Below are 20758 nucleotides of genomic sequence, written 5' to 3'. Positions count from 1 at the left end.
GACGCACGCGGAATGCGGCATCCCCTCAGCCGAGGGCGGTGCCGTCGGCCGCGTGCGGTTCGATCGCGGCGATCTCGTCGTCGGCGAGCGGGGCCGCGTCGAGCGCGGCGACGTTCTGCTCGAGCTGGGCGACGCTCGAGGCGCCGATCAGCGCGCTCGCGACCTGCGGCACTCGGAGCACCCACGAGAGCGCGAGCTGCGCGAGCGACTGCCCGCGGTCGGCCGCGATCGCGTTCAGGGCGCGCGCACGCTCGAGGTACTCCTCGCTGATGCGCTCGGCGGGCAGGAAGTGGCTCGTCGCCGCGCGGGAACCCGCGGGCACCTCGCCGGAGAGGTAGCGGTCGGTGAGGAGCCCCTGGGCGAGCGGGGAGAACACGATGGCCGACGCCCCGACCTCGTCGAGGGCGGGGAAGAGCCCCTCCTCGATGTGCCGGTCGAACATCGAGTAGCGAGGCTGGTGGATCGTCAGCGGCACGCCCTCGGCGGCGAGCGCCGCCGCGGCGGCGATCGTCTGCTCGGGCGAGTAGTTCGAGATGCCGGCGTAGAGCGCCTTGCCCTGGCGGACCGCGTGCGCCAGCGCGCCCATCGTCTCCTCGACCGGCGTCTCGGGGTCGGGGCGGTGCGAGTAGAACACGTCGACGTACTCGAGCCCCAGGCGCGTGAGGCTCTGGTCGAGCGAGGCGAGCAGGTTCTTCCGCGAGCCCCACTCTCCGTACGGGCCCTCCCACATGTGGTACCCCGCCTTGGACGACACGATCAGCTCGTCGCGGTACGGCTTCAGGTCGGTCGCGAGCAGGCGGCCGAAGTTCTCCTCGGCGCTTCCGGCCGGCGGCCCGTAGTTGTTCGCGAGGTCGAAGTGGGTGATGCCGAGGTCGAACGCGCGGCGGACGATGGCGCGCTGGGTGTCGAGCGGACGATCGTGCCCGAAGTTGTGCCAGAGCCCGAGGGAGAGCGCGGGCAGCTTCAGGCCGCTCCGCCCGATCCGGTTGTAGGTCATCTGGTCGTAACGGTCGGGGGAGGCGACGAAGGTCATGCCGGTAGCCTATGGCCGTGATGGAAAGCTTCGTTCTCGCCGGCGGGTGCTTCTGGTGCCTGGATGCCGTCTACCGCACGCTCCGCGGCGTGCACGACGTCGTGTCGGGCTACACGGGCGGCGCGACGCCGAACCCGTCGTACGAGCTGGTCTGCACGGGCGCGACCGGGCACGCCGAGGCGGTGCGCGTCGAGTTCGACCCCGAGGTGCTCCCGCGCGAGGTCGTGCTCGACGTCTTCTTCACGTTGCACGACCCGACGCAGCTGAACCGCCAGGGCGCGGACGTCGGCACGCAGTACCGGTCCGCGATGTTCTCCACCGGCGACGAGCAGCGCGAGCTCTTCGAGGCGGCGCGCACGCGGGCCGCAGGCTGGTGGCCGGGCGAGGTCGTCACGACGATCGAACCGCTCGGCGACTTCTTCCCGGCCGAGGAGTACCACCAGGACTTCTTCGCGAAGAATCCCGGCCAGGGGTACTGCCTGGCGGTGGCCCTGCCGAAGGTGAACAAGATCCGGCGGTCGTACGCCGACTACGTCGTCGCCTGACCCCTCCTCACCAGCTTCGTCCGCGTCCGCGCCGTCCACGGGGCCACGGCGCTCCCCGAATGCCGCGTTGCCGACCGCCACGCTGTGGAGAGCGGCATCCGGGGTCGTTCCGGCACGAGGGCCCCGGATGCCGCCAGCCGCCGATCCGCGGCGGCGTCGAGCCTTGAGGAGCACCCCATGTCCGACCTCGTGACCATCACCGGCGTCATCGGCAGCGACCCACGTCATACCGTCACCGCGACGGGCCTGCCGATCACCAACTTCCGGCTGGCGTCCACGCGCCGCTTCTTCGATCGCGCCACCGGCGCGTGGACCGACGGGGAGACGAACTGGTACACCGTCTCGTCGTTCCGGCAGCTCGCGCTGAACACCGCGCGCTCGCTCCGCAAGGGCGAGCGTATCGTCGTGCACGGCCGGCTTCGCGTCCGGGCCTGGGAGACCGGCGAGCGCTCGGGCACCGCGATCGAGATCGACGCCGACGCGATCGGCCACGACCTGTCGTGGGGAGTCGCGGTCTATTCGAAGACGTCGGGCGCCCGACTCGTCGATCCCACCGGCGAGACGGAGGGGTCCACGATCACGGCAACCGACGAGGGCGAGTCCGACGGCGACGACCGTCGCACCGACGTCCCCGACTGGGCGGAGGGGGCCGACTGGACGGTCCAGGACGACGACGATGACGAGCCGATCCTCGCCGACGAGGGGTCCGCGCTCACGCCACTGCCCGCACCCTGATCGGCCGGCGCCCCTGGTCCTGCGGTCGCCGGGTCGTGGACTCGGCCTCCGTGGAGACCGAGCGGGCACCGGCATGGTCGCGACCCCTCCCCGGCTGCGGACGGGGCCGCTCCCAGCCGCGCTCGCGGCAGGCGCCCTCGCGTTCGCGCTCGCCGGGTGCACGGGTCCGGAGGCCGGCGCTGCGCCGCCGAGGGCCACGTCCGCGCCTCCGGTCGCGACCGAGGCGGGAGGCGACCGGGCGACCACGGCCCCGGCACGCTCGTCCGATCCCGGGATCGACCGCTTCGACGAGGTGAACCTCGCCGTGATCGCGGGGGATGACGCGGCGGGCGGGCGTGCGTTCATCGACGCGCTCGCCGCCGCGGGAGTCGACCGTGCCGCGATGCAGGTGACCTCCGACACCACGACGCTCGGCGAGCCCGCCGACTCGATCCGGTTCTCGGTCCGGATCGGGGATCGCTGCGTGATCGGCCAGTACGGCCCGGCTTCCGACGGGTACCGGAGCGCCGAGCGCCCTGGCCTCGGCACCGGCGGATGCCTCATCGGGGCGACGGCCCCGACGGGCGGGTGGTGCGCGGCGAGCCGTCCCGGCTCGACGCACCCACCCGGGCCGCTAGGCTGGAGGGCTGAACCGCGCACTCCAGACGTGAGGAACTCAGTGGCTGACTACATTTACTCGATGGTCCGCGCCCGCAAGGCGGTCGGTGACAAGGTGATCCTCGACGACGTCACGATGGCGTTCCTCCCCGGAGCGAAGATCGGCGTCGTCGGCCCGAACGGCGCCGGGAAGTCGACGATCCTCAAGATCATGGCCGGGCTCGACCAGCCCTCGAACGGCGAGGCCCGGCTCACCCCGGGCTACTCGGTCGGCATCCTGATGCAGGAGCCCGAGCTCGACGAGACCAAGACCGTCCTCGAGAACGTGCAGGAGGGCGTCGGTCCGATCAAGGCGAAGGTCGACCGGTTCAACGAGATCTCGGCCGAGATGGCGAATCCCGACGCCGACTTCGACACCCTGCTCGCCGAGATGGGAACGCTGCAGGAGGAGATCGACGCCGCCGACGCGTGGGACCTCGACTCGCAGCTCGAGCAGGCGATGGACGCGCTGCGCTGCCCGCCGAGCGACACGCCCGTCTCGGTGCTGTCCGGCGGTGAGAAGCGGCGCGTCGCGCTCTGCAAGCTGCTGCTCCAGAAGCCCGACCTGCTGCTCCTCGACGAGCCCACCAACCACCTCGACGCCGAGAGCGTGCTCTGGCTCGAGCAGCACCTCGCCAAGTACCCCGGCGCCGTGCTCGCGGTCACGCACGACCGGTACTTCCTCGACCACGTCGCCGAGTGGATCTGCGAGGTCGATCGCGGTCGTCTCTACCCCTACGAGGGCAACTACTCGACCTACCTCGAGAAGAAGGCCGAGCGCCTGCAGGTGCAGGGCAAGAAGGACCAGAAGCTCCAGAAGCGACTGAAGGACGAGCTCGAGTGGGTCCGCTCGAACGCCAAGGGGCGTCAGGCGAAGTCGAAGGCCCGACTCGCGCGCTACGAGGAGATGGCGGCCGAGGCCGAGCGGACGCGGAAGCTCGACTTCGAGGAGATCCAGATTCCCGCGGGCCCGCGCCTCGGCGACGTCGTGCTCGAGGCGAAGAAGCTCGAGAAGGGGTTCGGCGACCGCACGCTCATCGACGGGCTGAGCTTCACGCTCCCGCGCAACGGCATCGTCGGCATCATCGGCCCGAACGGCGTCGGCAAGACGACGCTCTTCAAGAGCATCGTCGGATTCGAGCCGCTCGACGGCGGGAACCTCAAGATCGGCGAGACCGTGAAGATCTCGTACGTCGACCAGTCGCGCACCGGCATCGACCCGAACAAGACCCTGTGGGAGGTCGTCTCCGACGGTCTCGACTACATCCAGGTCGGCAAGACCGAGGTTCCGAGCCGCGCGTACGTCTCGACGTTCGGATTCAAGGGTCCCGACCAGCAGAAGCGAGCCGGCGTGCTCTCGGGCGGCGAGCGCAACCGCCTGAACCTGGCCCTGACGCTCAAGCAGGGCGGCAACCTCCTGCTCCTCGACGAGCCGACGAACGACCTCGACGTCGAGACGCTCTCGAGCCTCGAGAACGCGCTGCTCGAGTTCCCCGGGTGCGCGGTGGTCATCACGCACGACCGGTGGTTCCTCGACCGCATCGCGACGCACATCCTCGCCTACGAGGGCACCGACGAGAACCCCGCCGACTGGTACTGGTTCGAGGGCAACTTCGAGGCGTACGAGGCCAACAAGGTCGAGCGCCTCGGCCCCGAGGCGGCGAAGCCCCACCGCTCGACCTACCGCAAGCTCACGAGGGACTGACATGCGCCTGCACGTGCCCACGCCGCTCCGCTGGAGCGATCTCGACGCATACGGTCACGTGAACAACGCCCGGATGCTGAGCCTGCTCGAGGAGGCTCGCATCCAGGCGTTCTGGGTGAACGACGACGGCACCGCCGAGCATGCGGTCGGTGCGTCGACCGCGGTGATCGACGCGTCGCCGGGCTCGGCGACCCTCTCGCTCATCGCACGGCAGGAGGTCGAGTATCTGGCGCCGATCCCGTACCAGCGGCTCCCGCTCGACATCGAGCTCTGGATCGGCCGGATGGGCGGAGCGAGCCTCGAGGTCTGCTACGAGGTCTACTCGCCCGTGGGCTCCGAGCCGCGCACCCTCTACACGCGCGCCGCGACCACGATCGTGCTCGTGGACGCAGCCACGGAGACACCGCGTCGGATCACCGACTCCGAGCGGCTCGCGTGGGAGCCGTACCTCGGCGAACCGGTCGCGTTCCGGCGCCGCTGACGCGCGCCCCGGCGGTCCGCCCGGTCGGGCCCGCCCGCCGGAGCGTTCGTCCCTATCGGTCCTCGAGCGGCACGTCGCTGAACGAGCCCTCCCAGACGGCGCGGCTTCCGGCCTCGCCGATCCGGACGGTGGTCCAGACCGCGCCGACCCCGACGCCGATCGCCGCGACGAGCAGCAGGATCGCGATCACGACGCGGACGGGGCTCCGTCGTGCCGGTGTCGAGACGCCGCGCGCGACGGCGACCTCCGCGTCGGTGACCTTCAGCGCTGCGCGTCGCTCGACGATCGCGAGCGCGCCGATGAGGGCCGCGACTGCGACGAGCGCGATGACCCACGGCAGGAGGTCGTCCCCCTGGTCGGCGTGCTCCTCGATGAGCGGCGTCTCGGGCACTCGCTCGACGAGCCACTCTCCGGCCTCGACGGTGAGCCAGGTCAGGCCGAGCAGCAGCACGGCACCGATGAGCGCCGGGATCCAGAGCACCCGCCGCGCGGTCGGCCAGGCCGCCAGCACGATGAGGAGGAGCGCGAGCAGCGGCACGCCGACCACGATCACGTGCACGAGCAGCACGTGCATCGGCAGGCCGGCGACCTGGAAGTCGAACAGCTCGCTCATCCGGCGATCACGCGGTCCCCGTCGACGCTGACCGGCACCGAGGGCAGCGGCTCGAGCGCCGGGCCCTGTTCGACGTCGCCGGTCGCGGGGTCGAAGGTCGAGCCGTGACACGGGCAGATCAATGCCGCCCCTTCAGGCGCGACCGTGCATCCCTGATGCGTGCAGATCGCGCTGAACGCCACGACCTCGCCCGCGGACGGCTGCGAGAGCAGCACCGGCTCGCCGCCGATCGTGGCGCTGATGCTGCCGCCGACGGGGATGTCGGCGAGGGCCGCGACGTCTTCGCCCGCGGCATCCGTCGGCGTCGAACCCGTGTCACCCGAATCGGAGCCCGTCTCCGACGGGGTGCCCGCACCGGACGCATCCTCAGCGGGAGCGCATCCGGCGAGGATCAGTGCGCCTCCGAGCGCCCCGCTCCCACCCAATGCGAGCGCCGTCCGGCGCGAGAGTTCACGGGCGTCGTCCATTGCTGCCTCCCTCATCGGGCCGCGGGGTGCGGCGTGGTGCCATTCTGCGGCACATCGCCCGGCGGATGCCGCATTCGCCGCGATCGTCCAGGCAATCCGTCGCGGCTCCGATCAGTCGAGCGCGGTCGGATCGGGCACGCGGACCATGCCCTCCTGGGCCACGCTCGCCACGAGCAGGCCGTCGCGCGTGTAGATGCGGCCGAGCGAGAGGCCCCTGCCGCCGCTCGCCGACGGCGAGTCCATCGTGAACAGCAGCCACTCGTCGACGCGGGCGTCGCGGTGCCACCACATCGCGTGGTCGAGGCTCGCGACCTTCAGGCCGGGCGTGGCCCATGCGACGCCGTGCGCTCGGAGCACGGGCTCGAGGATCGAGTAGTCGCTGGCGTAGGCGAGCGCGGCCCGGTGCTGGCGGACGTCGTCCGGAAGGCGGCCGAACGCCTTCATCCAGACCACCTGATGCGGCATCCGCTCGCCCTCGACGGAGAGGTACACCGGCGACGGGATGTGCCGGACGTCGAACGCCCGCTCGCTCGACCAGTAGCGCGCGACGTCGTGGTCGAGGTGCCCGAGCACGTCGGCCGTCGACGGCAGCGTGTCGGGGTCCGGGAGGTCGTGGGGCATTCCGATCTGGTGCTCGAAGCCCGCGTCGCGGGTCTGGAACGATGCGATGAGCGACAGGATCGGCAGGCCGTGCTGGAACGCCTGCGTGCGCCTCGTCGAGAACGACCGGCCATCGTGGATGCGGTCCACGGAGAACGTGATCGGATGCTGCACGTCGCCGGGCCGGAGGAAGTAGCCGTGCATCGAGTGGATCGGACGGTCGTCGGGCACCGTGTTGCTCGCGGCGATGATCGACTGGGCCAGCACCTGGCCGCCGAAGACGCGGCCGCGCGGCATCCACTGCGACGGTCCCGTGAAGATGTCCTCGTCGGTCCGTGCTCCGGTGTCGGTGAGTCGCAGGGTGCTCAACAGCCCCTCGATCGAACTGCTCATCGTTCCTCCGTCTGGATCGTTCGACCGTCGCACCGCGGAGCGGCGGGCGCGCGACGGGCGGGGCCGCGGCGCTCTCTCGGTAGTCTAGACAGGCCATGGTCCAGCAATTCACGCTTGCCGACAGCCTGTCGCTCGGCGATCTGCACACGTACCTCCAGCGCGCGTCGCGCGTCGAGGACGGATCGGTGCGCCTCGTCGCGGCGAACGGCATCCTGGCCGTGTACACCGCGATCCTCTACCCGCGCGGCATCCTCGACGAGAGTCCCACCGTGCTCGGCCTCCGGACCTTCCAGCTCTTCGAGACGGACGACTTCGACGTGGTCGTGCCGATGCGCTCGGTGGTCGATCGGATCGTCCGCGCGCGTGGCGAGATCGGCGAGGACGACGAGTCGCGACCGGTCACGATGACCCGCCCGCCCGAGGTCAACACCGTCACCTGGGCGGGCATCTCGCCGCCGCGCGGCGGCTGGCGACCGCTCGGCGAGACGGATGCCGCCACGCTCGAGCGCGCGGCACGCGAGGGCATCGACGAGGTCGCGGCGACGATCCCCGAGGGCACCGGCGAGCAACTCGTGCAGCGCGTGCGCTCCGAGGTCTGGGGCCGGGGCATCGACGGGCTCGAGTACGTCCCGGCGGGTGCGGCGTTCGCGGCGTTCAGCCTCGGGTTCCTCGGCGACGACCCGACCTCGCTGTTCGAGACCGGTCCGTGGACGCGCCTGAGCTCGCGACGAGGGCACGTCCTCGTGCGACGGAAGGCCTGGACGCTCAAGGCGTAGCCGGGGCATCCGTCGTCTCGTCCCGGCTCGCGTCGGCGCGCTGCGGCAGGCGCCGTGCCGACGGCGACCCGGGCTCAGCCCGCCGCGATCGCGCGCCCCGCCGCGCGCCCGGTGAACAGGCACCCGCCGAGGAACGTCCCCTCGAGCGCGCGATAGCCGTGCACGCCGCCGCCGCCGAAGCCCGCGGCCTCGCCGACTGCGAACAGGCCGGGGACGGGCGCGCCGTCGGCGCCGAGCGCACGCGAATCGAGATCGGTCTGGATCCCGCCGAGGCTCTTGCGCGTCAGGATGTGCAGCTTCACGGCGATGAGCGGGCCGGCCTTGGGATCGAGGATGCGGTGCGGCGGCGCCACGCGGATGAGCCTGTCGCCGCGGTAGTTGCGCGCGCCGCGGACCGCGGTCACCTGCAGGTCCTTGGAGAACTCGTGCTCCACCTCGCGGTCGCGCGCGACGACCTCGCGCTCGACGTTGTCGGTGTCGAGGAGGTCGGCGGGGTCGAGGCGACGCATCCCGTCGAGCAGCTCGGGCAGCGTGTCGGCGACGACGAAGTCGACGCCGTGCTGCTTGAAGGCCTCGACCGGACCCGGTGCGCCGGAACCGAGGCGGTCGGCGAGCAGCCGGAGGTCCTTGTTCGTCAGGTCGGGGTTCTGCTCGCTGCCGGAGAGCGCGAACTCCTTCTCGATGATGCGCTGCGTGAGCACGAACCACGAGTGGTCGTGGCCCGAGCGCGCCAGGTGCTCGAGCGTGCCGAGCGTGTCGAAGCCGGGGAAGAGCGGCGCGGGCAGGCGTGCGCCGGTCGCGTCGAACCACATCGACGAGGGGCCGGGAAGGATGCGGATGCCGTGCCGGGCCCACACCGGGTCCCAGTTCGTGATGCCCTCGGTGTAGTGCCACATGCGGTCGCCGTTGACGAGTCGGGCACCGGATGCCTCGGCGATGCCGAGCATGCGCCCGTCGACGTGCGCGGGCACGCCCGACAGCATCTCCGACGGCGGAGTTCCGAGCCGCTCCGGCCAGGCCGCCCGTACGAGGTCGTGGTTGCCGCCGATGCCGCCCGAGGCGACCACCACGGCCGGCGCCCGCAGCTCGAACTCGCCGACGACGTCCCGGTTGGATCCCACGCCGCGCTCGACCTCGTCGGGTGCGAGCCGAACCCCCCGGACGCCGACCACGGCGCCGTCCTCGACGACCAGCTCGTCCACGCGGTGACGGAACTGCAGCGACACGAGGCCCGCCGCCTCGCCCGCGCGGACGCGCGCGATGAACGGCTCCAGCACGCCGGGCCCGGTGCCCCACGTGATGTGGAACCGGGGCACCGAGTTCCCGTGCCCGATCGCCGTGCCTGCGCCGCGCTCGGCCCACCCGACGACCGGGAAGAACTTCAGGCCCTTGCCCCGGAGCCACGATCGCTTCTCGCCGGCCGCGAACTCCAGGTACGCCTCGGCCCAGCGCCGGCCCCACTCGTCCTCGTCGCGGTCGAATCCGGCGGTGCCGAGCCAGTCCTGGCGCGCGAGCTCGAGCGAGTCGTGCACGCCGAGCCTCCGCTGCTCGGGCGAGTCGACCAGGAACAGTCCGCCGAACGACCACCACGCCTGCCCGCCGAGGCTCGCCTCCGGCTCCTGGTCGACGATCACGACGCGCTTGCCGGCGTCGACGAGCTCGGATGCCGCGACGAGGCCCGACAGGCCGCCGCCGATGATCACGGCGTCGACGTCGACGTCGGCGCGAGCGGCGGGCCTGGTGAGGGGAGTGGTCGGGTCGGCCACTGGGACTCCTTCGTCTCGGGCGGTGCGGCGGATGCTCCGGGGAGCGGATGCCTCGGGCTGCGCCGTGGGCGCGGTCGGCGCGGGTGACGCCCGTGTCACTCCTCGAAGGTGTTCACCATGGCGAACGCCGCCCGCTGGAGATAGTCCCACAGGGTGGCCTCCGCCACGGGCGGGAGGTCGAGCGTGTCGACGGCTGCGCGCATGTGCCCGAGCCAGCGATCGCGCGCCTCGGGATTCACCTTGAACGGCTGGTGCCTGAGCCGCAGGCGCGGATGTCCGCGCCGCTCGCCGTACGTGGTCGGCCCGCCCCAGTACTGCTCGAGGAACATGAGCAGGCGCTCCTCGGCCGGGCCGAGGTCCTCCTCCGGGTACATGGGCTTCAGCACGGGGTCGCCCGCCACGCCGCGGTAGAACTCGTGGACGAGCCGCGCGAAGGTCTCGTGCCCGCCGACCTGGTCGTAGAAGCTCGGCGAGGGGAGGTTGTCGGGCAGGCTCACGGGGCGTCCTTCGGGCTGGTGTCGGCGTCGGCGGCGGTCGGAACGCTGCCCGTGCCGGTGACGGTCTTCGCGGCGCGCATGGCGCGGAGCAGGCGCTTGCTCGGCGCCGGTCGGTCCATGACGGGGTTGGGCTCGGTCTTCGGCGGCTTCGCGCCCTTCACGCGGGTGACGCCGTCGAAGCCCGACAGCACGACGCTCGCGAGGCTCGGCAGGGTCAGGCCCATCTCGTCGAGCGTGCGCTTGAGCCGCACCCGGAGCTCGCGGGCGACGTCGTCCTTGGCAGACGTCCGGACCTTCATGACGATGCGGATCACCATCGCCTCGGACGAGACCGATTCGAGGCCCCAGACCTCGGGCTTCTCGAGGACGCGCGAGCGCCACTTGCTCGATCGGGCCATCTCGCTCGCGGTTCCGAGCATTGCCGCCTCGACCTCGTCGACGTCGGCCGTGTACGGCACTGCGAGGTCGATGATCACGCGAGCCCACCCCTGCGACATGTTGCCGACGCGCGTGATCTCGCCGTTCCGCACGAACCAGAGCGTGCCGTTGACGTCGCGAACCGAGGTCACGCGAATGCGGACCTCCTCGACGATGCCCGACGCGTGGCCGAGGTCGACGATGTCGCCGACGCCGAGCTGGTCCTCCACGACCATGAACATGCCGTTCAGGGCATCCTTCACGATGTTCTGCGCGCCGAAGCCGAGGCCGGCGCCGATCGCGGCGGACAGCAGTGTGAACGAGCCCAGCACGTCGGGCCAGAGCGTTCCGACCACGAGGATGACCACCAGGATGCCGATGGTCACGTTCACGATGTTCTTCAGCACCGACCCGAGCGTGCGCGTGCGCTGCACGACGCGAACGGCTGCGAGCGGTGACGCCGCGTTCAGGGCCTGCGTGTCGGCGACGTCCTGCTTGCGCTTGACGCCCGTGACGACCTGGTTGACCGTCCGTCGGATCACGAAGTGCAGGATCCACCGGATCAGGAGCGCGATCGCGACGATGATGGCGATGTCGATGACGTTGAACAGGACCTGGCCGTACCACGTCTCCTGGAACGCGTCGATCTGCACGGAGATGTCGATCTGCTCGGGATCGGTCTCTTCGAACGGGCGCATGATGCTCGAATTCTACTGAGCCGGGTCCGGGTGATCGCTGCACGTGGCCGCGACGACGCACGCCCCGCCGACCGACCCCGGAGGGCGGCGGCGGGCCGCGCGTCGGAACGGTGCGACCGTGCTCAGCCGGCGGCGGCGTCGCACTCGCGCGCCGCGAGTGCGCGTTCGAGTTCGCTCAGCTGCTCCGCGACGAGTCGGTGCAGCGGCGCGGGCTCGGCGTGCGCGTCCAGCCACTCGCCGACCCGCGAGGCGAGCTCGGCATCGACGACGGGCGACGGGAACAGCCTGCGCACGATGAGCGAGGCCATCGTGAAGCTCCGCTCGGCCCAGACCCGGTCGAGCATGTCGAGATAGTCGTCCGCGGTGCCGGCGAGGAGCGCGGCGTCCGTCGTCCGCTGCCAGCCGTCGGCGATCGCGCGGGCGAGGTCGTTCGACAGGGTCGTGTCGGTCGCGACGCGCCGCCACGCGGCATCCTTCGCCGACTGGTCGGGTCGCGCGGCGCGCGCGGTCTCGGCGAGCTGGCGCCCCTTGGCGGTGTCGTCCGCAGCGAGCGCCGCGTCGACCTCGTCGTCGGCGGCCGCACCGAGCGTCGCCCGGGCGATCGTGATCTCCCAGCGCAGGTCGAGGTCGACCTCGAGGCCCGCGAGGTTCGTCTCGCCGGTGGCGAGCGACTCGAGGACGTCGGCGTGCGCGGGCACGCAGGCGAGTCGGGTGAACGCCTTCACGAACTGCAGCTGCGCGTCGGAGCCGGCCGGGGCGAGCTCGGCGAGCGCCCAGACCGCGTCCGCAGCCTCCTCCGCGAGCACGTCGCGATGGTGGTCGGCGAGGTAGCGCGACACGGCGAGCTCCAGTCGGGAGAGCGCGAGGCCGCGTGCGGCCGACTGCGTCTCGTGCCCGACGTTCGCCACGACGAGGCGCACGAAGTCGGCGGCCGGGATCTCCGCATCTCGGACGCCGTCCCACGCCGATCCGAGGACGACCGCGCGAGCGACCGGGTCGACGAGGTCCGACAGGCGGTCACGCGCCACCGCGAACGACGACTCGTCGAGGCGCACCTTCGCGTAGGTGAGGTCGTCGTCGTTCACGAGCAGCAGCGCGGGGCGAGGTCGACCGACGAGCTCGGGCACGTCGGTCGATCCGCCGTCGACGTCGAGCTCGACGCGGTGCACGCGCTCGAGTCGGCCGTCGACGTCGTCGTACGACCCGACCGCGATGCGGTGCGGGCGGAGCGTCGGGTGCGAGTCGGCGGCGGACTGCTCGACGCGTGCCGCGGTGATCCGGCCCGCGGCATCCGACTCGATCTCGAGCCGCAGCGTGTTCACGCCGGCGGTCTCGAGCCACTTCGCCGACCAGTCCGCGAGGTCGCGGCCGCTGGCGGCCTCGAGTTCGACGAGGAGGTCGGCGAGGGTCGCGTTGCCGCCCGAGTGACGCGCCAGGTAGGCGCCAACGCCGCGCTGGAACGCCTCCAGTCCGACCCAGGCGACGAGCTGCTTGAGCACGGACGCGCCCTTGTCGTACGTGATCGCGTCGAAGTTCACCTCGACGTCGCCGAGGTCGCCGATCTCGGCGACGATCGGGTGCGTCGAGGGCAGCTGATCCTGCTCTGCGGCGTGCGACTTCTCGTCGCTGGCGAACGTCGCCCACACGTCGGTGAACTCGGTGATCCGCGAGGTGGCGAGCGTCGACGCCCAGGTCGCGAACGACTCGTTGAGCCAGAGGTCGTTCCACCAGCGCATCGTCACCGAGTTGCCGAACCACATGTGGCTGAGCTCGTGCAGCACGACGATCGCGCGCTGCTCGCGGCGCGCGTCGGACACGCGCGAGCGGAACAGGTAGCCCTCGTTGAAGGTCACCGCGCCGACGTTCTCCATCGCGCCCCAGTTGTACTCCGGGACGAAGACCTGGTCGTACTTGCCGTACGGGTAGGGCACGCCGAACGCGTCCTCGTAGAACGCGAGTCCGCCCTGCACCAGCTCGAACATGACGTCGGGCTCGGCGTACTGCGCGAGCGACGCACGCGTGAACAGGCCGAGCGGCACCTGGCGCCCGTCGCGGCTCGTCGCCGACGATCGCCACGACGCGTACGGGCCTGCGATGATCGCGACGATGTAGCTCGAGATGACCGGGCCGGTCTCGAACGCCCACACCGCGGTGCCGGATGCCGCGACGTGCGGCTCGGGCGATGGCGCGTTGCTCAGGACGCTCCAGTGGTCGGGGGCGGTGATCGTGAAGCGGACGGACGCCTTGAGGTCGGGCTGGTCGAACACGGCGTACACGCGGTTCGCCTCGGCGACGGCGAACTCGGTGTAGAGGTACGCCTCGCCGTCGACGGGGTCGACGAAGCGGTGCAGTCCCTCACCCGTGTTCGTGTACTCGCGCGTCGAGACGACGAGCAGCTCGTTCTCGGCCTCGAGGTCGTCGAGCCGGATCCGGTAGCCGTCCGAGACGGATGCCGCATCGAGCGGCCGGCCGTTCAGGACCACCTCGTGCAGCTCGGCCGTGGTCGCCTCGATGAACGTCGACGCACCCGGCGTCGCGGAGAAGCGCACCAGCGTGTCGGACCGGAACCGGCCGCGGTCGGCCGTGAGGTCGAGCGTGACCTCGTAGGCGGGCGAGGCGAGGAGCGACGCGCGCTCCTCGGCCTCCGCCCGAGTGAGGTCCGGGCGCCCCGACATCAGGCCTCCTGGGCGTCGCGCGACTGCGCGGCCAGCGCGCGGTCGACCCCGGCGAGGTTCTCGACGACGAGGCGACGCAGCGCGGCGGGCGCCTCGGGGTTCGCCTCGAGCCAGGCGCGCGACGCGTCGGCCAACGCCCGGTTCGCCAGGGTCGACGGGTACAGCCCGTCGACGAGCTTCTCGGCGATCGCGTAGCTGCGCTCGGTCCAGACCCGCCCGATCATCGCGAAGTACCGGTCGACGAACCCCTCGAGGAGGGCGAGGTCTGCCGATCGGACGAAGCCGATCGCGGTGTCGCGCACGATGGAGTTCGTCGCCGCGTCGCTGTCGACGAGCGACGACCACGCGCGCTCCTTCGCCTCGGCCGTCGGGATCGCCGCGCGAGCCTTCGACGCGGCCTCGCGGCCGGTGACGGTGTCGTCCTCGGCGAGGCGCGCGTCGATCTCGGCGTCGCCCGCGCGCCCGGCTGCGGCCAGCGCGATGAGCAGCTCCCAACCGAGGTCGGTGTCGACGGCGAGGCCGTCGAGCGAGATCGTCCCGGCGTAGAGGTCCTCGAGCGCGCCGAGGTTCGAGCCGTGCTCGGCGATCGCGGCGAACGACTTCACGAACTGGAACTGGGCGTCGCTGCCGGCCTCGGCCTCGTTCGCGAGCTCCCAGAAGCCGTCGGCGAGGAGGCGGAGCGCGTCGAGGCGGCGGGCGGGCTCGGTGTACGCGCCGGCGGCGAGGATCGAGTTCGCCAGCACGATGCGCAGCGTCGTCGACTCGGTCTCGCTCGCGATGTTGCCGAGCACGAGCGCGAGGTAGTCGCTCGGGCGGGTCTCGGCGTCGCGCGTGGCATCCCACACCGAGCTCCAGACGAGCGCACGCGCCAGCGGGTCCTCGATCTCCGACAGGTTCGCCAGGGCCACGCCGTGCGAGGCCGGGTCGAGGCGGATCTTCGCGTACGCCAGGTCGTCGTCGTTCAGCAGCACGAGGTCGGGACGCTCGAGGCCGACGAGCTCTCCGACCTCGGTGCGCTCGCCGTCGACGTCGAGCTCGACGCGGTGCTCGCGCACGAGCTTGCCGCCGGTGAGGTTGTAGAAGCCGATCGCGAGCCGGTGCGGACGGAGGGTCGGGTACGCCTCGATCGCGGACTGGAGCACCGCGAACGAGGTGATCCGACCGTCGTGGTCGGTCTCGATCTCGGGTCGCAGCGTGTTCACGCCCGCGGTCTCGAGCCAGAGCTTCCCCCAGTCGGACAGGTCGCGACCGCTCGCGACCTCGAGCTCGGCGAGGAGGTCGGCGAGCGTCGTGTTGCCCCACGCGTGCTTCCGGAAGTAGGCGGAGACGCCGGCGAAGAACTCGTCGACGCCGACCCAGGCGACGAGCTGCTTCAGCACCGAGCCGCCCTTGGCGTAGGTGATGCCGTCGAAGTTGACGAGCACGTCCTCGAGGTCGCGGATCTCGGCGACGATCGGGTGCGTGGAGGGCAGCTGGTCCTGGCGGTACGCCCAGCTCTTCTCCATGGCGTTGAAGGTCGTCCAGGCACCCTCCCACTCGGTGGCCTCGGCCGTCGCGATCGTCGACGCCCATTCGGCGAACGACTCGTTCAGCCAGAGGTCGTTCCACCACTTCATGGTGACGAGGTCGCCGAACCACATGTGCGCGAGCTCGTGCAGGATGGTCACGACCCGGCGCTCGCGGATGGCATCCGTCACCTTCGAGCGGAACACGTACACCTCGGTGAAGGTGACCGCGCCCGCGTTCTCCATCGCGCCGGCGTTGTACTCGGGCACGAAGAGCTGGTCGTACTTGGCGAACGGGTAGGGCACGCCGAACTTGGCCTCGAAGTACTCGAAGCCCTGCTTGGTCTTCTCGAAGACGTAGTCGGCGTCGAGGTACTCCGACAGGCTCTTGCGCGCGAACACGCCGAGCGGGATCACGCGGCCGTCGGCGCTCGTGAGCTCGTCGCGCACGACGTCGTAGGGGCCGGCGACGAGCGCCGTGATGTAGCTGGAGATGCGGGGCGTCGGCTCGAACGCCCACGTCTTCGCGCCGTCGTGGGCGTCGGCGGGCTCGGGCGTCGGCGAGTTCGACACGACCTGCCAGTGCGCCGGCGCGGTCACCGTGAAGCGGAACGCCGCCTTCAGGTCGGGCTGCTCGAACACCGCGTACATGCGGCGCGAATCGGGCACCTCGAACTGGGTGTAGAGGTAGACCTCGTCGTCGACCGGGTCGACGAAGCGGTGGAGGCCCTCGCCGGTGTGCATGTAGCGGCCGTCGGCGACCACGGTCAGCTCGTTCTCGTCATCGAGGCCGGGCAGCTGGATGCGGACGCCGTCGCTCACCTCCGCCGGGTCGAGCTCGCGACCGTTGAGCGTGACCGAGTGCACGGCCGCGGTGATGGCGTCGATGAACGTCGACGCACCCTTCCGGGCGGCGAAGCGCACCGTAGTCTCCGAGCGGAACACCTCCGGCCCGGTCGTGACGTCCAGCCGGACGTCGTAGTCGTGCACCGTGACGAGCGCGGCGCGCTCCTCGGCCTCGATGCGGGTGAGGTTCTCTCCAGGCACTCAGGTCTCCATCTGCGTCGAACGGATGCGTCGCCCCGGCGTTCGTGGCGCGGGACAACCCGATCAGCCTAGTCCCGCGTACCTGACGACGGGAGGTGCGCGAGGCTCCCTAGACTTGGCGCATGCGCATCCACATCGCGACCGACCACGCCGGCCTCGAGTTCAGCCGGACGCTCCAGGCGCACCTCGTCAACGGCGGTCACGAGGTCGTCGACCACGGGCCCGTCGACTACGACGCGCTCGACGACTACCCCGCCTTCTGCATCAACGCCGCGCTCGCCGTGGCCCGCGACCAGGCCGCGGGCGTGAAGACGCTGGGCGTGGTCTTCGGCGGCTCCGGCAACGGCGAGCAGATCGCTGCGAACAAGGTCGCCGGCATCCGCGCCGCGCTCGTCTGGAGCATGGACACCGCGATCCTCGCGCGCCAGCACAACGACGCGAACGTCATCTCGATCGGCGCCCGCCAGCACACGGTCGAGGAGGCGATCCGCTACATCGACGCCTTCATCGCCGAGCCGTTCTCCGGCGACGAGCGCCACGTGCGCCGCATCGGCCAGCTCGCCGAGTACGAGACGACGGGCGACATCGCCGGCAAGGGCGTCGACGTCGACGGCTCGACCGGTCGCGTCGTCGACGCTCCCGCGGAGTAGCCGGTGCCCGAGGGCCACTCCGTCCACCGCATCACGCGTCAGTTCGAGCGCAACTTCGTCGGCCGCCTCGTGCGCGCCTCGAGCCCGCAGGGCCGGTTCGCCGACGGCGCGGCCGACCTCGACGGGCGTCGCATGGAGGACGCGCGCGCCGTCGGCAAGCAGATGTTCCTCGGCTTCGAGGGCGACCGCTGGCTGCGCGTGCACCTCGGCATGTACGGGGCGTGGGACTTCGCGGGCGACATCCTGATGGACGCCACCATCGCGTCGTCGAACGGACGCATGGGGCAGACGAACCAGAGGGGCACCTTCCTCGACGGACCGAACCCCGACGCGGTCGTGTTCGACCGAGCGGGCGAGGACTCGATCACCTCGATCGGCGCGCCGCGCCGCACTCGACTCCGGATGTCGGAATCCGAGAAGGAGGGGGCCGCGCTCGAGACCTTCCCTCCGGAGCCGGTCGGGCAGGTCCGCGTGCGCCTGCTCACCGACACCGTCGTCGCCGACCTCCGCGGGCCGACCGCATGCGAGGTGCTCGATCCGGCGCAGGTCGAGCACGTGGTCGGGCGGCTCGGCCCCGACCCGCTGCTCGACGACGGCCCCGCCGCCGAGGAGCGCTTCACGAGCGTGGTCCGGCGGAAGCCCACGCCCATCGGGCTGCTGCTCATGGACCAGAACGTCGTCTCGGGGATCGGCAACGTCTACCGCGCCGAACTGCTGTTCCGCGCCCGGCTGAACCCGCACACGCCGGGCCGGCTGGTGCCGGAGGAGACGGTGCGCGGGCTCTGGCACGACTGGGCGCGGCTGCTCCGCGTCGGCGTCGAGACCGGCCAGATGATGACGATGGACGGCCTCGAGGGCGAGGCCTGGCGCGCCGCCATGGCGAACCGCGACGATCGGCACTGGGTGTACAAGAGGGAGGGCCTGCCCTGCCGCGTGTGCGGCACGAACATCGCCCTCGAGGAGATGGGCGCCAGGAAGCTCTACTGGTGCCCCGACTGCCAGGCCTAGGAGCACGGAGCGCATGAGACGGAATCCCAGCTTCACCCTCGCGAGCGAGGAGGGCGTGAAGCGGCTCGTGCGCGAGCACCCGTGGGCGACGATCGTGTCGATGACGGATGCCTCGGGGCTCGTCGCCTCGCACTACCCGGTGCTCCTCGACGAGACGGCCGACGGCATCGACCTGCTCACCCACGTCGGGCGGCCCGACGAGGTCGTCCACGAGCTCGGCCGGCACGAGGTGCTCGTCATCATCCAGGGGCCGCACGGCTACGTCTCGTCCGGCTGGTACGACGCGAACCCCGCCGTCCCGACGTGGAACTTCGTGACCGCCCACCTGCACGGGACCCCGGAGCTGCTCGAGCCCGAGGAGAACCTGCGGGTCCTCGGCGCCCTCGTCGACCACTTCGAGGGGCGGATGCCGGAGCCGCGCGGCATGCGCTCGACGCCGGAGGACGCAGCCTATGCGGAGCGCATCGCAGCCGGCACCGTCGGCCTCCGCATCCCGATCACCCGGTTCGTCGCGAAGAACAAGATGAGCCAGAACCGCCCCGACGAGACGGTCGACCGGATCATCGCCGAGCTCGACGGCGATGGTCCGTACGCGAGCCCCGCGCTCGCCGCGGAGATGCGACGGACGCACGACGCGCTCAGGGCGGCCCGCGCGGCCCGCGGCGCCGCGGCGTCGGCCGCGACGGCCGCAGGAGAGCGGGCATGAGCGGTGCGGATGCCGCGTCGCGCCGCCCGGCTCCCGACGCGCTCGTCCTCGCCGGAGCGCGCTTGCCCGGCGAGGCGCTCCCGGTCGACGTACACGTCGACGGCGGCGTGGTCCGCGCGGTCGCGCCGTCGGGCAGCGTCGTGCACGCGCCGGCGGCCCGGCGGCTCGAGGTCGCCGGCCGGTGGATCGTGCCGGGACTCTGGGACCGCCACGTCCACCTCTCGCAGTGGGCGATGGTGTCGCGGCGGCTCGACCTCGGCGGCGTCGGCTCGGCGGCCGAGGCGGCGGCGCTCGTCGCGGCATCCGTCACCGGCGGAGCCGACGAGGTGGTCGGCTTCGGCTACCGCGACGGCCTCTGGCCCGACGCGCCCGCCATCGACCTGCTCGACGCGGTCTCGGGCGACGTGCCGGTCGTGCTCGTGTCCGCCGACCTGCATTCCTGCTGGGTGAACCGCGCCGCGGCGAGGCGCCACGGCCTCGCGGAGACGGCGGGGGAGAGCGGCGTGCTCCGCGAGGACGACTGCTTCCGGCTCGTCCGCGAGCTCGACGATCTCGCCGACGACGTGCTCGACGCCTGGGTCGACGAGGCGTCGCGCGCGGCCGCGGCTCGTGGCGTGGTCGGCGTCGTCGACCTCGAGATGCGGTGGAACCGCGACGACTGGGCACGGCGCGCGGTGGGCGGCGCCGACGCCCTGCGCGTCCGCTTCGGCGTGTACACGCGCGACCTCGACCGCGCCGAGGCCGAGGGCCTCCGCACGGGCGACGACGTGGAGGGCACCGGCGGGCTCGTCCGCGTCGGGCCGTACAAGGTGATCACCGACGGCTCGCTCAACACGAGGACCGCCTGGTGCGTCGACCCGTACCCCGGCCTCGGAGCCGACGAGCACCCCCACGGGCTCGTGAACGTGCCCTTCGACGAACTCGTCCCGCACCTCCGGCACGCCGACCGGATCGGCCTCGCACCGGCCGTCCACGCGATCGGCGACCGGGCGAACGAGCGAGCGCTCGACGCGCTCGAGGCGCTGCGTCCGGGCGGATGGCGCGGTCGCGCGTCGATCGAGCACGCCCAACTGCTGCGCCGCGACGACCCGGCGAGGTTCGCCGCGCTCGGCGTCGTCGCGAGCGTGCAGCCCGAGCACGCGATGGACGACCGCGACGTGGCCGACCTCTACTGGGCGGGCCGCACGGATCGCGCCTTCATGCTCCGCGACCTCGCCGCCGCCGGCGTCGAGCTCGCCCTCGGCTCCGACGCCCCCGTCGCACCGCTCGACCCCTGGATCGCCATCGCCGCGGCCGTCGGCCGGTCCCGCGCGGGTCGGGAGCCGTGGCATCCCGAGCAGGCGATCGACGCGCGCGTCGCGCTCGCCGCCTCGACCGACGGGGCGGGCGCCGAGGTGCGCCAGGGCATGGTCGCCGACCTCGCCGTCGTCGAGCACGATCCGCTCGAGGCATCCGTCGACGAGCTCCGGGCGATGCCGGTGGCGCTCACGCTGCTCGCCGGACGCCCGACGCACGACGCGCTCTGATTCGCGGGCGGAACCCGGTCGCGACTCCGGTCCGCCCCCGTTCCGACGGGGGCGAACCCCCGTGCGGATCGGGGTGACCGTCGGCTGTGGCGGGCGCGTCGCGCTCGCGAGGCTTGATGCATGGTCCGAGCGCATCCGCCGAACCGGGGCCGACTCGGACCCGGACGCGCCGGACGCGCACGACCGGCATCCGCCGCAGCACGAGGACCAAGGGATGATGGGGCAGATCACCGTCGTCGAACCGGGCTCGCGTGCGACGATCATCGAGGAGACGAACGA

18 protein-coding genes and 1 pseudogene are annotated in these 20758 nt (G+C 71.8%); 10 read left to right on the top strand and 9 right to left on the bottom strand.

Annotation, left to right across the window (positions count from 1 at the left end; genetic code table 11):
- Positions 1–25: 25 nt before the first annotated feature.
- Entirely contained in the window at positions 26–1033 is a 1008-nt protein-coding gene (locus tag GJR97_RS15180; RefSeq protein ID WP_154347594.1) for an aldo/keto reductase, read from the bottom strand.
- A gap of 20 nt (positions 1034–1053) precedes the next feature.
- Between GJR97_RS15180 and msrA the strand changes: the two genes are divergently transcribed.
- The 5 genes and pseudogenes from msrA to GJR97_RS15160 all read left to right on the top strand — a co-directional run bounded on the left by msrA (position 1054) and on the right by GJR97_RS15160 (position 5135).
- On the top strand, positions 1054–1578 hold the full coding sequence (gene msrA / locus GJR97_RS15175) for a peptide-methionine (S)-S-oxide reductase MsrA (protein WP_154347593.1): 525 nt from the start codon (positions 1054–1056) through the stop codon (positions 1576–1578).
- A 177-nt stretch (positions 1579–1755) separates the two neighbouring features.
- Positions 1756–2313, top strand: a complete 558-nt coding sequence (locus tag GJR97_RS15170) for a single-stranded DNA-binding protein (RefSeq protein WP_154347592.1) — start codon at positions 1756–1758, stop codon at positions 2311–2313.
- Positions 2255–2851 (top strand): annotated as a pseudogene (locus GJR97_RS18920) (DUF6993 domain-containing protein); the annotation flags it as partial. The gene GJR97_RS15170 and the pseudogene GJR97_RS18920, both read left to right, overlap by 59 nt.
- A gap of 120 nt (positions 2852–2971) precedes the next feature.
- Positions 2972–4654, top strand: a complete 1683-nt coding sequence (gene ettA / locus GJR97_RS15165) for an energy-dependent translational throttle protein EttA (protein ID WP_324613568.1) — start codon at positions 2972–2974, stop codon at positions 4652–4654.
- A 1-nt stretch (position 4655) separates the two neighbouring features.
- Positions 4656–5135: an acyl-CoA thioesterase gene (locus tag GJR97_RS15160; protein WP_129235643.1), complete on the top strand. Its 480-nt coding sequence runs from the start codon at positions 4656–4658 to the stop codon at positions 5133–5135.
- A 52-nt stretch (positions 5136–5187) separates the two neighbouring features.
- Here the strand turns inward: GJR97_RS15160 and GJR97_RS15155 are convergent, their stop codons facing one another.
- The 3 genes from GJR97_RS15155 to GJR97_RS15145 form a co-directional block, all read right to left on the bottom strand.
- On the bottom strand, positions 5188–5748 hold the full coding sequence (locus GJR97_RS15155) for a hypothetical protein (RefSeq protein ID WP_154347591.1): 561 nt from the start codon (positions 5746–5748) through the stop codon (positions 5188–5190).
- Complete coding sequence (locus tag GJR97_RS15150; RefSeq protein WP_154347590.1) at positions 5745–6215, bottom strand: Rieske (2Fe-2S) protein; 471 nt, start codon at positions 6213–6215, stop codon at positions 5745–5747. Before GJR97_RS15150 ends, GJR97_RS15155 begins: the two co-directional genes overlap by 4 nt.
- 111 nt (positions 6216–6326) lie before the next feature.
- Complete coding sequence (locus GJR97_RS15145) at positions 6327–7208, bottom strand: acyl-CoA thioesterase (RefSeq protein WP_154347589.1); 882 nt, start codon at positions 7206–7208, stop codon at positions 6327–6329.
- Positions 7209–7303: 95 nt separating this feature from the next.
- On the opposite strand from GJR97_RS15145, the gene GJR97_RS15140 reads away from it, so the two are divergent.
- The gene (locus tag GJR97_RS15140; protein WP_154347588.1) at positions 7304–7984 is read left to right on the top strand and encodes a hypothetical protein; all 681 of its coding nucleotides are present in this window, start codon (positions 7304–7306) and stop codon (positions 7982–7984) included.
- A 74-nt stretch (positions 7985–8058) separates the two neighbouring features.
- Here the strand turns inward: GJR97_RS15140 and GJR97_RS15135 are convergent, their stop codons facing one another.
- From GJR97_RS15135 to pepN (GJR97_RS15115), 5 genes are all read right to left on the bottom strand, one after another.
- A complete protein-coding gene (locus GJR97_RS15135) occupies positions 8059–9750 on the bottom strand; it encodes an FAD-binding dehydrogenase (RefSeq protein WP_195760731.1) in 1692 nt (563 codons plus the stop codon).
- A gap of 95 nt (positions 9751–9845) precedes the next feature.
- Entirely contained in the window at positions 9846–10247 is a 402-nt protein-coding gene (locus tag GJR97_RS15130; RefSeq protein ID WP_324613567.1) for a globin, read from the bottom strand.
- Positions 10244–11362 carry a mechanosensitive ion channel family protein gene (locus GJR97_RS15125; RefSeq protein WP_154347586.1) on the bottom strand — a complete coding sequence of 373 codons (1119 nt, stop codon included), beginning with the start codon at positions 11360–11362 and terminating at the stop codon, positions 10244–10246. Before GJR97_RS15125 ends, GJR97_RS15130 begins: the two co-directional genes overlap by 4 nt.
- Positions 11363–11484: 122 nt before the next feature.
- Positions 11485–14037 carry an aminopeptidase N gene (pepN, locus tag GJR97_RS15120; protein ID WP_154347585.1) on the bottom strand — a complete coding sequence of 851 codons (2553 nt, stop codon included), beginning with the start codon at positions 14035–14037 and terminating at the stop codon, positions 11485–11487.
- On the bottom strand, positions 14037–16589 hold the full coding sequence (gene pepN / locus GJR97_RS15115) for an aminopeptidase N (RefSeq protein ID WP_324613566.1): 2553 nt from the start codon (positions 16587–16589) through the stop codon (positions 14037–14039). Before pepN (GJR97_RS15115) ends, pepN (GJR97_RS15120) begins: the two co-directional genes overlap by 1 nt.
- 122 nt (positions 16590–16711) lie before the next feature.
- Here pepN (GJR97_RS15115) and GJR97_RS15110 point away from each other — a divergent pair, with 122 nt between their 5' ends.
- The 4 genes from GJR97_RS15110 to GJR97_RS15095 are packed head-to-tail and all read left to right on the top strand — an operon-like array spanning position 16712 to position 20479.
- On the top strand, positions 16712–17239 hold the full coding sequence (locus tag GJR97_RS15110; protein ID WP_154347584.1) for a ribose-5-phosphate isomerase: 528 nt from the start codon (positions 16712–16714) through the stop codon (positions 17237–17239).
- A 3-nt stretch (positions 17240–17242) separates the two neighbouring features.
- Complete coding sequence (locus tag GJR97_RS15105) at positions 17243–18247, top strand: Fpg/Nei family DNA glycosylase (protein WP_324613565.1); 1005 nt, start codon at positions 17243–17245, stop codon at positions 18245–18247.
- Positions 18248–18260: 13 nt separating this feature from the next.
- Positions 18261–18953, top strand: a complete 693-nt coding sequence (locus GJR97_RS15100; RefSeq protein WP_154347583.1) for an FMN-binding negative transcriptional regulator — start codon at positions 18261–18263, stop codon at positions 18951–18953.
- The gene (locus GJR97_RS15095; protein WP_154347582.1) at positions 18950–20479 is read left to right on the top strand and encodes an amidohydrolase; all 1530 of its coding nucleotides are present in this window, start codon (positions 18950–18952) and stop codon (positions 20477–20479) included. Before GJR97_RS15100 ends, GJR97_RS15095 begins: the two co-directional genes overlap by 4 nt.
- Positions 20480–20758: the final 279 nt, after the last annotated feature.

Source organism: Agromyces kandeliae (assembly GCF_009674665.1).
Classification (GTDB): Bacteria; Actinomycetota; Actinomycetes; order Actinomycetales; family Microbacteriaceae; genus Agromyces; species Agromyces kandeliae.
The sequence above is the reverse complement of the archived record's forward strand: the minus strand, read 5'-3'. Positions and strand labels throughout refer to the sequence as shown.